General features: G+C 73.7%; 13 protein-coding genes and 5 tRNA genes. 15 read left to right on the top strand and 3 right to left on the bottom strand.

Going from position 1 to position 13053, the window contains the following annotated elements:
- Positions 1-154 precede the first annotated feature (154 nt).
- The 7 genes from QSK22_RS07680 to QSK22_RS07650 all read left to right on the top strand — a co-directional run bounded on the left by QSK22_RS07680 (position 155) and on the right by QSK22_RS07650 (position 2587).
- A tRNA-Leu gene (locus QSK22_RS07680) sits at positions 155-231 on the top strand.
- Position 232: 1 nt separating this feature from the next.
- Positions 233-307 (top strand) — tRNA-Leu (locus QSK22_RS07675).
- A gap of 255 nt (positions 308-562) precedes the next feature.
- Positions 563-639: transfer RNA gene (locus tag QSK22_RS07670), tRNA-Leu, on the top strand.
- A gap of 1 nt (position 640) precedes the next feature.
- A tRNA-Leu gene (locus QSK22_RS07665) sits at positions 641-715 on the top strand.
- A 309-nt stretch (positions 716-1024) separates the two neighbouring features.
- Positions 1025-1107 (top strand) — tRNA-Tyr (locus tag QSK22_RS07660).
- A gap of 482 nt (positions 1108-1589) precedes the next feature.
- Complete coding sequence (locus QSK22_RS07655) at positions 1590-2165, top strand: TetR/AcrR family transcriptional regulator (protein WP_285493289.1); 576 nt, start codon at positions 1590-1592, stop codon at positions 2163-2165.
- A gap of 227 nt (positions 2166-2392) precedes the next feature.
- Positions 2393-2587 carry a hypothetical protein gene (locus QSK22_RS07650; protein WP_285493288.1) on the top strand — a complete coding sequence of 65 codons (195 nt, stop codon included), beginning with the start codon at positions 2393-2395 and terminating at the stop codon, positions 2585-2587.
- Here QSK22_RS07650 and QSK22_RS07645 read toward each other — a convergent pair.
- Positions 2584-3090: a DUF3515 domain-containing protein gene (locus QSK22_RS07645; RefSeq protein WP_285493287.1), complete on the bottom strand. Its 507-nt coding sequence runs from the start codon at positions 3088-3090 to the stop codon at positions 2584-2586. The genes QSK22_RS07650 and QSK22_RS07645 overlap by 4 nt on opposite strands.
- A 36-nt stretch (positions 3091-3126) precedes the next feature.
- Positions 3127-3360 (bottom strand): Lrp/AsnC family transcriptional regulator, encoded by a 234-nt coding sequence (locus QSK22_RS07640; RefSeq protein WP_285493286.1) that lies wholly within the window; start codon positions 3358-3360, stop codon positions 3127-3129.
- 97 nt (positions 3361-3457) lie between these two features.
- Here QSK22_RS07640 and QSK22_RS07635 point away from each other — a divergent pair, with 97 nt between their 5' ends.
- The 3 genes from QSK22_RS07635 (at position 3458) to thiD (ending at position 5966) form a co-directional block, all read left to right on the top strand.
- Complete coding sequence (locus QSK22_RS07635; protein ID WP_285493285.1) at positions 3458-4378, top strand: thiamine-phosphate kinase; 921 nt, start codon at positions 3458-3460, stop codon at positions 4376-4378.
- A gap of 119 nt (positions 4379-4497) precedes the next feature.
- Entirely contained in the window at positions 4498-5097 is a 600-nt protein-coding gene (locus QSK22_RS07630; protein ID WP_285493284.1) for a cellulose binding domain-containing protein, read from the top strand.
- 50 nt (positions 5098-5147) lie between these two features.
- Positions 5148-5966, top strand: coding sequence for a bifunctional hydroxymethylpyrimidine kinase/phosphomethylpyrimidine kinase (gene thiD, locus QSK22_RS07625; protein ID WP_285493283.1), 819 nt, complete (start codon positions 5148-5150; stop codon positions 5964-5966).
- Positions 5967-6126: 160 nt separating this feature from the next.
- Here the strand turns inward: thiD and rpmB are convergent, their stop codons facing one another.
- Positions 6127-6321, bottom strand: a complete 195-nt coding sequence (gene rpmB / locus QSK22_RS07620) for a 50S ribosomal protein L28 (protein WP_067916462.1) — start codon at positions 6319-6321, stop codon at positions 6127-6129.
- A gap of 268 nt (positions 6322-6589) precedes the next feature.
- Between rpmB and QSK22_RS07615 the strand changes: the two genes are divergently transcribed.
- The 5 genes from QSK22_RS07615 (at position 6590) to coaD (ending at position 12925) form a co-directional block, all read left to right on the top strand.
- Positions 6590-8191 carry a DAK2 domain-containing protein gene (locus tag QSK22_RS07615; protein WP_285493282.1) on the top strand — a complete coding sequence of 534 codons (1602 nt, stop codon included), beginning with the start codon at positions 6590-6592 and terminating at the stop codon, positions 8189-8191.
- Positions 8192-8239: 48 nt separating this feature from the next.
- A complete protein-coding gene (gene recG / locus QSK22_RS07610; protein ID WP_285493281.1) occupies positions 8240-10447 on the top strand; it encodes an ATP-dependent DNA helicase RecG in 2208 nt (735 codons plus the stop codon).
- Between the two features lie 224 nt (positions 10448-10671).
- Positions 10672-11568 (top strand): HEAT repeat domain-containing protein, encoded by an 897-nt coding sequence (locus QSK22_RS07605; protein WP_285493280.1) that lies wholly within the window; start codon positions 10672-10674, stop codon positions 11566-11568.
- Positions 11569-11697: 129 nt separating this feature from the next.
- Positions 11698-12267 carry a 16S rRNA (guanine(966)-N(2))-methyltransferase RsmD gene (gene rsmD, locus QSK22_RS07600; protein WP_285493279.1) on the top strand — a complete coding sequence of 190 codons (570 nt, stop codon included), beginning with the start codon at positions 11698-11700 and terminating at the stop codon, positions 12265-12267.
- Between the two features lie 172 nt (positions 12268-12439).
- A complete protein-coding gene (gene coaD / locus QSK22_RS07595) occupies positions 12440-12925 on the top strand; it encodes a pantetheine-phosphate adenylyltransferase (RefSeq protein WP_285493278.1) in 486 nt (161 codons plus the stop codon).
- The last annotated feature ends 128 nt before the right edge of the window (positions 12926-13053 follow it).

Raw genomic sequence — 13053 nt, 5'->3', positions numbered from 1 at the left:
TTTTGGAGAGGAGGACCGGCCATGACGCTCGAACTACTGCGACTGCGACTGCCCGGGGCGTCGCTCGCCGACCATGGCCGGTCCCTCGCCTGATCTCCCGGCCGCGCGGTTCCGAGCGACGCCTTCCCCGACCGATCGCCCCTTCTTTCTACGCGCGGCTCTACTCCAACTGGCAGAGAGGCCACTTTCAGGAAGTGGATGTTCCGGGTTCGAATCCCGGGAGCCGCACCACGCCCCCGTTGCCCAACTGGTAGAGGCGCCTGTTCGAGATGCAGGAACGGTGCAGGTTCGAATCCTGTCGGGGGTACGATCCGGCCCCTCGCCCACGTGCGCTGGGCGAAAGGCCGGACAGGACACGCGGCACGCCGCATGACGGTGCTCCGCGAGCAGGTAGCCCGACAGTGAACCGGACACAAAGACTGAGGGGAAGGTCACCGCGAAGTACGAACGACTACGACTGCCCGGGGCACCGCTCGCTCGCCGCGGCGGGTCCCTCATCTGATCTCCAGCGGAGCGTTTCCAAGCGACGCCTTCTCTGAAGGATCACTCCTTCTCTTTTCGTGCGGCTCTACTCCAACCGGCAGAGAGGCCACTCTCAAAAAGTGGATGTTCCGGGTTCGAATCCCGGGAGCCGCACCACGCCCCCGTTGCCCAATTGGCAGAGGCGCCTGTTCGAGATGCAGGAATGGTGCAGGTTCGAATCCTGTCGGGGGTACGTTCCCGGTTTCTCGCCTACGTGCGGTGGACACGATCACACGGCACACCGCCAACGCGGTGCATGCTCCGCGATTCAGCCAGGCCGCAATATGGGCCGACGACGCGCCTGCTGTGGCATGGTGCCGTTCTGGGGCACGCATCCCGTTCACGTGCGGTGGGCGGAAGGTTGGGCGGGGTATGTGGCGCGCTGTGCGGCACGGTGCTGTCCTGGTGTCGCATCTCTGCGGCCGCATGCGGCTGACGGGGCGTCCCCGAAAATCGCTTGGGAGCAGTGGTCGTGCGGTGGCATTGTGAGGGCGCACGCCGAGGGGTGGCGCCGACGCGGGAGAGTCGGGCCTGCCGGTAAAGCAGGTGCTTCGTGCTGAGTGGGTTCGAATCCCACCCGCCCCACAGAGCCGACCGAACGTCGCGGCACTCAGCACCGAACACCTCTCGACTGCTCCGCATGCCGCGCCGATCGCTGTGAGGGAGAGCGGCAGGCCGGCTCGCCGCTTGGACGGGTCCGTCCGCCGAGAACGTCACGGAGGGCCGGTCGCGGGCGCGCACCTTCACCACCTGCATCGAAGCGCTCGGCGATATCGGCACCGAGCTGCTGGACACGGGGCGTCCGCGATGACCTGTCGGCGGGACGACGGCCGTGCGGTAATCCTGCACCGCAGGCTCGTCGGCCGCATCTGGGAACTGACCCTCGACCTCCTCGACACGCAGGGCCTTCCGGAGGCGTGGGGAGAAACCTACAGTGGCTGCAGTACGTCCGCAGCGCCCGGGAGGCGCGGCAGCCGCAACCTTAGCGTTCCGCATCGGAGGTTCAGCGGGGTCGGCCCTCGCCCGTGTCTTGTCACGCGCACATTACTGAACTAATGTCTGGACACATGTCCAGTGAGTTGGCGACCGAGCCCACCCGGCGGCGGCTCACCGGGCGGCAGGCCGACACCGTGCGGCGGCTGACCGAAGCGGCCGTCGCCGAGCTGCGCGACCACGGATACGACGGGCTGACCGTGCGGAACGTGGCCCGCCGCGCCGGGGTGGCGCCGGCCACCGCCTACACCTACTTCACGTCCAAGAACCACCTCATCACCGAGGTGTTCTGGCGGCGGCTGAGCGCGCTGCCGCCTGTCGAGCGGGGGACGGGCCCGGCGCGCGAACGGGTGGCCTCGGTGCTGCGCGAGGTGGCGCTGCTGGTGTCCGACGAGCCGGAGCTCGCGGCGGCGTGCACGGCGGCGATGCTCGGAAGCGACCCCGACGTGCGCGAGCTGCGGCAGCGCATCGGCGTGCGGATCCGCGAGCGCCTGCGGACGGCGCTCGGCGACGACGCCGACCCCCGGGTGCTGGGCGCGCTCGAAATCGCCTACGCCGGTGCGCTGGTGCACGCCGGCATGGGTCACACCTCCTACGCCCGCATGGCCGACCGGCTGACGGAGATAGCGGAGCTGATGCTGCCCGAGTGAGGTGACGGCTGTGGAGCCCCTGCGGGAGCCTCCACCTGCAGTCCGTTCGACGACGCCGTCCACGAGGACCCCTACCCGACGTACGCGCGCCTCAGGGATGAGGCGCCGCTCTACCGCAACGACGAACTCGGCTTCTGGGCGCTGTCGCGGCACGCCGACGTGGCGGCGGCGTTCCGCGACCACGTCACGTTCTCCAGCGCCAACGGCGTATCGCTGGAGCCCAGCGCGTGGGGGCGGCGGTGGTCCTGGAGCGCGACTGGTTCGACCTCGGCAACGTCACCGCGGTCTCCGTAGAGATGATCAAGGCCGACGTGCTGTCGGACGGGATGCGGCGGCTGGAGCGCGCCGCGTCCGGCGAACCCCTTCCCGGCTACCACCCCCGCGGCGAGAGCCCGGTGCCGCTGTGGGGTGGGCCCGCCTAGATCTGGCCCTCGGGCTTCTTGGGGATGGTGGAGGCGATCGCCGAGCCGAGCTCGATGAGGACGTCGCCCGGCGGCGCGTACTTGGCGGGCACGGTCACCTCGACGTACGCCTGGCGGGCCACGGCGGTGAACGTGACGGGCCGGTCGGCGGGGACGCCGAACCAGTCCACCCCGTTGATGGTCATCAGCTGGGAGTCCGGCCGCAGCCCGGCCGGACGCGGCACGCCGCAGCGCAACGCGATCGCGGGCGAACCCCACGCGGCGGTCAGCGGCGACTCCGGGGTGGTGTCGCGGCGCTGCTGCCCGTGCACCTTCTCCGGCAGCCGCAGCCCCGCGCACAGCCGGGCCGTCGCGGCGTCCGGCGTGGGCACGGGCACCTGGACGGCCCCGGCGCCGCATCCGGACAGCAGCAGGGCGGCGGGCAGGAGCGCCAGGGCGGCGCCCCGCGCCCGCACCGCGCGGCGGACGCCGGGCAGCGGCATGCGGGCACCGGGCGGCGGCACGCGGGGGACAGGAGGGCGCACGGTCGGGTCGGAACCTCAGATGTGCACGATCGGACAGGTCAGCGTGCGGGTGATGCCCTCGACCGCCTGGATCTGGGCCACCACCAGCTTGCCCAGGTCGTCGACGTTGCCGGACTCGGCGCGGACGATCACATCGTACGGCCCGGTCACGTCCTCGGCCTGGACGACGCCCGGGATGTCGGCGATCTGCCGGGCGACCTCGGCCGCCTTGCCCACTTCGGTCTGGATGAGGATGTAGGCGCGCACCATGTCGTCCTCCCCGGGCGAAGAGTGTGTCGACGGTCACCGTATCGTGATACCCGCTGTGACGGCGCGTCGGGGGCGATGTCCATTTTTCGGGGGGCGTATGACCACGATCGGTGACTTGGGGGAGTTTGGCCTGATCTCCCGGCTGACCGGGGGGCTGCCGCTCGGGCCCGACGTGGCGCTCGGCCCCGGCGACGACGCGGCCGTGGTCGCCGCGCCGGACGGGCGTGTCGTGGCCACCTGCGACCTGCTCGTGGAAGACCGGCACTTCCGCCGCGACTGGTCGTCCCCCTACGACATCGGGCGCAAGGCCGCCGCGCAGAACCTCGCCGACGTGGCCGCCATGGGCGCCCGCCCCACCGCGCTGCTGGTCGGGCTGGCCGCGCCCGCCGCCACCGACGCCGTTTGGGCGCAGCGCCTGTACGAGGGGCTGGCCGACGAATGCGCCGAGGCCGGCGCGTCGGTGGCCGGCGGCGACGTGGTGGCGGCTCCGGCGGTCACTCTCGCGATCACGGCGCTGGGCGACCTGGGCGGGCGGCCGCCGCTGACGCGGTCCGGGGCGCGCCCCGGCGACCTGGTGGCGGTGCGGGGGCGGCTCGGCTTCTCCTCGGCGGGCCTGGAGGTGCTGCGGCGCGGCGAGCGCGAGCCCGCGGAGCTGGTCGAGGCGCACCGGCGGCCCCGTCCCCCCTACGAGGCGGCCGAGGAGGCGCGCGCGGCCGGCGCGACCGCGCTGCTGGACGTCAGCGACGGCCTGCTGCAGGATCTCGGTCACATCGCCGAGGCCTCCGGCGTGCGCGTCGAGGTCGACTCCGCGGCCGTCCCCGTGCCGGCGGTGCTCGGGCCCGACGGGCTGCGGCACGCGCTCACCGGCGGCGAGGACCACGCCTTCGCCGGCACCTTCCCGCCCGCCGCGCAACCCCCGCCGACCTGGGCGGTCATCGGCCGCGTCGCCGAAGGCGAGGGCGTCGTGGTGGACGGCCGCCCCTACGGACCCGGCGGATGGGACCACTTCCGCGGTTGAGTCGGACGGGCCCCGCCGACGGCCGGACACCCCCGGCAGGCGCGCGCGCCGTCTTTCAGCGTCTGGTGGGCACATTTGGAGCTGGTTTGGTATACATCCTCTGATCGAAGAGGGATGGGATGGGACGACACACCAAGCCGAACCGGCCCGCCGACGAGGGCGACGCGACCGGCGCCGATCCGCCGGAGAACGGCCGCCGCTGGATCAAGCTCATCGGCCTCGTCCCCCTTCCGCTCTTCCCGATGCTGGCGCTGGTGATGGCGGTCGGCGTGGTCTCCTACGCGTTCAGCACCCAGCAGATCTCCCTGAACTTCGCCGGCGGAGCCCCGTCCGAGCCGCACACCGGCAGCAGCCAGGTGTCCGAACGCGGGCAGGGCGACCGCGCCAGCCGGGGCGCCGAGCGCGCCGACGGCCTGGTGGTCGCCTTCCGGGTCGCCTCCCGCACCGAGACCGGCTACCGCGCCACCGCCACCGTCACCAACCGCGGCACCGAGCCGGTGGCCAAGTGGGCCCTCGCCTTCAGGATCAAGAACTCCAAGATCGTGTCGTTCTCCGGCGCCACCGTCGTGCGCACCGGCACCACCGGCTTCGTGCGCAGCCGTCCCGGCGCCCCGGCGCTGGCCCCCGGCCGGTCCGTCCGCGTGGTGTTCGTCGGCACCGGCACCCCGCGCGGCCCGTACTACTGCATTCTGAACCGCCTGCGCTGCACCCGGGTCTGACCCGCCCGCCGCGGATCATCGCGATCGGGAAACCGCCTAGAGTGGGCGGCATGACGCATAACTCCCCAGGCGACAAGGCACCGCCGCTCGTGCTCACCGTGGCGGGCTCCGACTCCGGCGGCGGCGCCGGTATCCAGGCCGACCTGAAGACGATGCTCGCGCTCGGCACTCACGGGATGAGCGTCATCGCGGCGGTGACCGCGCAGAACTCCCTGGGCGTGCAGGGCTACTGGGAGCTGCCGCCCGAGGCGGTGCGCGCCCAGCTCGACTCGGTGCTGTCCGACATCGGCGCCGACGCGATCAAAACCGGCATGCTGGCGTCCTCGGTGCTGGTGGAGACCGTCGCCGAGGTGCTCGCCGGGGTGGACGTCCCCGTCGTGGTCGACCCGGTCGGCGTGTCCAAGCACGGCGACCCGCTGCTGGCCCCCGACGCCGTCGACGCCGTCCGGAGCGCGCTGCTGCCCACCGCCACCGTCGTCACCCCCAACCTGTGGGAGGTCGAGCAGCTCACCGGCGTGAAGGTGGTGGACGAGGCGGGGATGCGCGAGGCCGCCGAGGCGGTCAAGGCGCTCGGTCCCCGCTGGGTGCTGATCAAGGGCGGCCACCTGCCCGGCGAACCGGCCGACCTGCTGTTCGACGGCGAGCGCGAGTACCGCTTCACCGCGCCCCGCCACGACAACCGCCACACCCACGGCACGGGCTGCACCCTGGCATCCGCGATCGCCTCCTACCTGGCGCGCGGCGAGGACGTCCACGACGCCGTGGCCAAGGCCAAGGAGTACGTCACCGGCGCCATCGCCGCCGGCTTCCCCCTGGGGTCGGGGATCGGCCCGGTCGACCACGGCTGGCGGCTGCGCGGCTCCGCCTGACCCGCCTGCGCGGACAGCAAAAAGTCGGCTCGCCGGAGAACCGGTGAGCCGACTCGCGGATTTCCAGGAGAACGCCCCTGGGAGAGGGGACGGGCGCGACTGCGACGCCGGGCGGACCCCGGTGGACGGCCTGTCGCCCTGGTCGCCGCCCCGGTCCGTCTCAGACGGAGGGCTTGACGACCTTGCCCGCCTTGATGCAGGACGTGCAGGCGTTGATCCGCTTGGTGCTGCCGTTCACGACGGCGCGCACGCGCTGGATGTTGGGGTTCCAGCGGCGCGGGGTGCGGCGGTGCGAGTGGGAGACGCGCATGCCGAAACCGGGTCCCTTGCCGCAGACGTCGCAGACGGAAGCCACGGGAAACTCCAAGTGGTGTCGATGCTGTGCGATGGAGCGACCGGTGTCTCACCGGACGGACCGGCGCTCGCCGAGCGCACCCCGGACGAGGCGCACGGACCAGGGTAGCCGACCCGGCGTCGGGGAGGCGAATCGGCCGCGCCCCCACCCCGGGCGCGGTCTGTTCCCAAGGGTACGTTGCGCGCGGTACAGATGGGGACGCGGAAACCCCTGCGGCACCCGGCGGACACCCCCGGCGGGGGCCGGGCACCGGTGGAGAGGGGCGGGTGTGGGCGAGGTCCTCGACGCGGCGGCGGTACGGCGGTGGAGCAGGCTGGCGGCCGACGCCCTCGGCCGGACCCGCGCCGAGATCGACTCCCTCAACGTCTTCCCCGTTCCCGACGGCGACACCGGCACCAACCTGCACCTGACCGTCCTGGCGGCCGCCGAGGCGGCCGAGCAGGCGGACGGCGGCGCAGACGGCGACGCGGCCGGCGTGTGGCGGGGACTGGCCCAGGGCGCGCTGCTGGGCGCCCGCGGCAACTCCGGGGTGATCCTCAGCCAGGTGTTCCGCGGGCTGGCGGAGATCCTCGGACCGGGAGGCGCCTCCCCCGACCCGGCCCGTTTCGCCGAGGCCCTGGGATACGCGGCGGTCCTGGCCCGCAACGCCGTCGCGCACCCGGTCGAAGGCACCATCCTCAGCGTGCTGGACGCCGCGTCCGCCGCGACCGGGGACGGCGCGACCGGCGGCCTGGCCGAAGCCGCCCGCGCGGCCGCCGCCGGGGCGCGGCAGGCGCTGCGCCGCACCACCGCGCAACTCGACGTGCTGGCCCGCAGCGGCGTGGTGGACGCGGGCGGGGCGGGCCTGTGCGTGGTGCTCGACGCCCTCGCCGCCGTGATCACCGACGAGTACCCCGAACGGTACGAGGTGCCCGCCCGAACCGGGGCGCCCCCGGCCGGCGAGCGCGCCGCCCGGCGGGAGGCCGCGGCCGCCCCCGGCTACGAGGTCATGTACCTGCTGGACGCGCCCGACGAGGCCGTCCCGCAGCTCCGCGAGGACCTCGACCGGCTCGGCGACTGTCTGGTCGTCGTGGGCGGCGACGGGCTGTGGAACGTCCACGTGCACGTCGACGACGCGGGCGCCGCCGTCGAGGCGGGCCTGCGGGCGGGCCGCCCGCACCGCATCCGCATCACCTACCTGCACGCCGAGGAGCACCCGCAGGCGCCGTGCACGGGACGCGCCGTGGTGGCGGTCACTGCGGCCGGCGGGCTGGCCGAGCTGTTCGAGAGCTGCGGCGCGCGGGTGGTGCGCCACGAGCCCGGCGCCGCGCCGCCGCTGGCCGTGCTGGCCGACGCGGTCGTCGCGGCGGGCGACGAGGTGGCGGTGCTGCCCGACGAGCCGGGGGTGCTGGCCCTGGCCGAGGCCGCCGCCGAACGGGCCCGCGACAGCGGCGTGCGCATCGCGGTCGTCCCCACCCGGGCGGCGGTGCAGTGCCTGGCGGCGCTGGCCGTGCACGACCCGCTGCGCCGCTTCCACGACGACGTGATCGCCATGACCCGGGCGGCGGGCGCCACGAGGTTCGGGCATCTGGAGGTGGCCGCCGGGGAGGCCGTGACCAGCGTGGGCCTGTGTCGGCCCGGCGACGTCCTCGGCCTGATCGAGGGCGACGTCGCCATGATCGGCACGGATCTCGCCGAGGTGGCCCGGCAGGTGCTGGACCGGATGCTGTCGGGCGGCGGCGAGCTGGTCACCCTCATCGCCGGCGCGCAGGCCCCGCCCGGACTGGCCGCTGCGCTGGAGGACCACCTGCGCGAGCACCGCCCGGACGTGGAGGTCGCCGTCTACGACGGCCGCCAGGAGCGGTGCCCACTGCTCATCGGGATCGAGTGACCCCGGTCCGCCCCGCCCCTGACAGTGCCGCGCGGTAGAAAGGGGGGCGTGGCGAAACTCGACGAGCCGTTGCGCAAGGTCCTGGGCGACAGGACGGCCAAGGTGCTGGACAAGGGCCTCGACCTGCGAACCGTCGGCGACCTGCTGCACCACTATCCGCGCCGGTACGCCACCCGCGGCGAGCTCACCCCGCTCAACGACCTGCAGGACGGCGAGCACGTCACGGTCATGGCCGAGGTCGTCAAGGTGCAGGGCCGCACGCTGTCGCGCAGCCCCGGCTACGTCCTGGAGATCACCGTCACCGACGGCACCGGCGAGCTGAAGCTGAGCTTCTTCGGCCGCAAGGGCTCCTACCGGCCCGAACGGGAGCTGTCGCCGGGCACCCGCGGCCTGTTCGCCGGCAAGATCAGCACCTACCGGCCGCGCAGCGGGCGCCCGCAGCGCCAGCTGGCCCACCCCCAGTACAAGGTGGTCGCGGCGCGCGACGCCGAGGAGGCCGCCCAGGAGTGGGCCGACGAGATCATCCCGATCTACCCGTCCACCAAGGGCCTGGACATCGAGACGATCGGCAAGTCCGTCGGGATCCTGCTGGACAACCTCGACGGCCTGGGGCTCGGCGACGACCCGCTTCCCGAGCCGCTGCGCCGCCGCTACGGCCTCGTCGGCCTGCGCGAGGCGTACGAGGGCATCCACCGCCCCCGCGACTGGGAGGAGCTCGGCCGCGCCCGCAAACGGCTCAAGTGGGACGAGGCGTTCGTCCTGCAGGTCGCCCTGGCCCAGCGCCGCCGCGCCGCGGGAGCCCTGCCCGCCACGCCGCGCCCCGCCGTCGCGGGCGGCCTGCTCGACGCCTTCGACGCCCGCCTGCCGTTCCAGCTCACCAAGGGCCAGCGCCAGGTCGGCGACGAGATCGCCGCCGACCTGGCCCGCGAGCACCCGATGCACCGCCTGCTGCAGGGCGACGTCGGCGCGGGCAAGACCATCGTGGCGCTGCGGGCGATGCTGCAGGTGGTCGACGGCGGCGGGCAGGCGGCGCTGCTGGCGCCGACCGAGGTGCTGGCGCAGCAGCACTACCGGTCGATCATCGGGATGCTCGGCGAGCTCGCCCAGGCCGGGCAGATCGGCGGGGCCGACCACGCCACCCGCGTGGCGCTGCTGACCGGGTCGCAGGGCGCCAAGGCCCGCAAGGAGGCGCTGCTGGACGTGGCGTCCGGCGCCGCGGGCATCGTCGTCGGGACGCACGCCCTGCTCCAGGGGCACGTGCAGTTCGCCGATCTGGGCCTGGTGGTGGTGGACGAGCAGCACCGGTTCGGGGTCGAGCAGCGCGACGCGCTGCGCGAGAAGGTGTCCGGGGGGCGGCCCCACGTGCTGGTGATGACCGCCACCCCGATCCCCCGCACGGTCGCGATGACGGTCTTCGGTGACCTGGAGACCTCGGTGCTGGGGCAGCTGCCGGAGGGGCGGTCGGAGATCCGCACCCACGTGGTGCCCCCGGAGAAGCCCGCCTACTTCGCCCGCATCTGGGAGCGTATCAAGGAGGAGGCGCGGCAGGGCCGCCAGATCTACATCGTCTGCCCGCGCATCGGCGAGCAGGAGGGCGCCGAGGACGACGCCCCGGTGGTGGCCGAGGACGAGGCCGGACGCCGCTCGCCGCTGGGCATCATGGAGCTGCTGCCGCGGCTGGAGAACGAGCTGCTGACCGGGCTGCGCATCGGCGTGCTGCACGGCAAGCTGCACCCCGACGAGAAGGACGCGGTCATGCGCCGGTTCGCGGCGGGGGAGCTGGATGTGCTGCTGGCCACCACGGTCGTCGAGGTCGGCGTGGACGTGCCGAACGCCACCGTCATGGTGATCATGGATGCGGACCGGTTCGGCGTCTCCCAGCTGCACCAGCTGCGCGGCCGGGTCGGCCGCGGCACGCTGCCCGGCCTGTGCCTGCTGGTCACCGATGCCGAGCCCGGCAGCGGGTCGCGGGCCCGGCTGGACGCGGTGGCCTCCACCACCGACGGGTTCCGGCTGTCCCGGCTGGACCTGGAGCAGCGCCGGGAGGGCGACGTGCTCGGCGCCGCGCAGGCCGGCCGCTCGTCCAGCCTGCGGCTGCTCACGCTGCTGCGCGACGAGGACGTCATCCGCGCGGCCCGCGAGGAGGCCACCCGGCTGGTCGACGAGGACCCCGACCTGGCCGGCCATGCCGCGCTCGCCGACGAGCTGGCGGCCCTGCTGGACGAGGACCGCGCCGGCTACCTGGAGAAGGCCTGAACGCCTGCGGGCCGCGCCCGCGCCCCTGTGACGGAGACCATGCCGATAATTCCCTAGTTAATAGGTTGACTTACTTAAGTTTTCTCGATGACGATGGGGTCGTGTCTCCGATCCGGCCCCTCACCGCGCGGCTGCACGTCGACTTCCGGCGTCAGGCCAGCGCCTTGTGTCCCCGCCGCTGAACCGCAGTCCACAGGTTCCGACGGCACCGGAGGCATGACCCCATGACGACCACCGACCGCGGCGCGCCCGCCGACCCGACCGCCGACCCGACCGCCGACCTGGACGGGCTCCTGCGCGACCCCGAACCCGAGGTGCGCGCCGCCGCCCTGCAGACCCTGGCCGACCTGGTCCGCGCCGACCGCGGCCCGCTGTCGGCCGGCGACACCTTCGCCTGGGCGCTGGCCGACGCCGACCCCGAAGTCCGCCGCGTCGCCGCCGCCGCCCTGCGCGACCTGCCCGAGCTGTACCTCGGCGACGAGGGCGTCGAGGCGCTGCTGCTGGCCCGGTCCGGCGGCGCCGACCCCCACGTCCGCCAGGTGGCCGCCGACGTGCTGGCCGCCCTCGTCCGCACGGCCGACGAACTGTACGCCCAAGGCCTGCAGGACGGGGAGCCGCACCTGCGGGTGCAGGCCGTCGTCGGGCTCGTCGCCCTGCACGCCGCGGCCGAGGTCGCCGACGCCGCCGACGACCCGGCGCGGGAGGTGCGGGTGGCGGTCGCCGAGGGGCTCGGCAGGCTGGCCCGGCCGTCCGGGCTGCCCGCCCTGGAGCACCTGCTCGCCGACCACGACCCGGTGGTGCGGATGGCCGCGCTGGACGCCGCGGCCGCGCTGGGCGTGCCCGAGCCGCTGGCCGGACGCGTTGTGACAGCTCTCACTCACCCCAGCTGGCAGGTGCGCCGACGTGCGGCGTTGGCCCTGGGGGCCGCCGACGACCCCGAAACGGCCGTCCCGTCGCTCGTGCGGGCGCTGCGTGACCGTATCGTGGACGTGCGACGCGCAGCGGTCCAGTCTCTGGAACGATGGGCGTCGCACCGACCGGACGTGCTCACCGCGCTCACCGAAGCGCTGGCCGATCCGGATCCGGGTGTGCGCACGCAGGTCCGCTGGGCGCTGGCCTGACGGGCGGCGGCGCACACGGGCCCGCACGGGCCCGATACCGGCGTGGGCGGGGCGTCCTGGGGTGGGGGCGCCTCGCCCGCCTTATCTCCGCCAGTCTTCTCTCCGCCCGGGCGCCGGGATACTGAGGGCATGACGAGGGTCATTGCGGGCAGTGCCGGAGGGCGGCGGCTCGTCGTGCCGGCGGGGCGGGACACCCGGCCCACCAGCGACCGCGCCCGCGAAGGGCTGTTCTCCACCATCGGCGCGCTGCTCGGTCCGCTGGACGGGCTGCGCGTCGCCGACCTGTACGCGGGATCGGGTGCCGTCGGCCTGGAGGCGCTGTCCCGCGGCGCCGCGCACGCGCTGCTGGTGGAGTCGCATCCGCGCGCGGTCAAGGTCATCCGGGAGAACGCGGCCGCGCTGCGCCTGCCGGGTGCGCGCATCTGCGCCGACCGGGTGGAACGCCTCGTTCGTCGGCCCCCGGACGAGCCGTACGACCTCGTCTTCGCCGACCCCCCGTACGCGCTGTCCGACGACGCCGTGACGAGCCTGCTGGAAGCGCTGCGGGACCAGGGCTGGACGGCCCCCGACGCCCTCGTCGTCGTGGAACGCGCGGCCCGCGGCGCCCCGCACCGGTGGCCCGAGGGCTATCTCCCCGAGCGGGACCGGCGTTACGGTGAGGCGGTGTTCTGGTACGGCCGTGCCGTGCGGCGGTCGTAGGAGCACCCCGCGCCCGTCCGGGGGCAGGGCGCCCGCTTTCGCCCCACCACGGCCCGCGTGCGGGGCGCGGTCACGCGGCGGGCGGGGCAGGAGCCCGGGTGAAAGCGCACCGAACGCGGTTTGGTACGGTCGCGCCGCAGGTCACAACCGCGGGACCGAAGGGGCTAACCTCGTGCGCCGTGTCGTCTGTCCGGGATCTTTCGACCCCGTCACCAACGGGCATCTCGACATCATCAGCCGGGCCTCCCGCCTCTACGACGAGGTGGTCGTCGCCGTCCTGATCAACAAGGCGAAGAAGAGCCTGTTCACCGTCGACGAGCGCGTCGACATGATCGCCGAGGTCACCAAGGAGTACGGCAACGTCAGGGTGGACAAGTTCTACGGGCTGACCGTGGACTACTGCCGGCAGCAGAACATCCCGGTGATCGTCCGTGGGCTGCGCGCCGTCAGCGACTACGAGTACGAGCTGCAGATGGCGCAGATGAACCACCGCATCGCCGGGGTAGAGACCCTGTTCATGGCCACCAACCCCGAGTACGCGTTCCTGTCGTCCAGCCTCATGAAGGAGGTCGTGAAGTTCGGCGGGGACATCTCCGGGCTGGTGCCCGATATCGTCCACGAGCGGCTCGTCGAGCGCCTCCAGGACGCCGACGACTAAAACGCCGCGCCGCCCGGACCCGCGCCGCCCGGATCACCGCCCGGACCGGCGCCGGGCCGTCCTGAGTTGGGGGCGGGCCGTGCGGTTCGCTACCCTGGGAAATCGGCCTGGAGCGACGGCCGTTATCC

The organism is Actinomadura sp. NBRC 104425 (assembly GCF_030269545.1).
GTDB lineage: Bacteria > Actinomycetota > Actinomycetes > Streptosporangiales > Streptosporangiaceae > Spirillospora > Spirillospora keratinilytica.
This window is presented reverse-complemented; position numbering and strand designations above follow the sequence as displayed.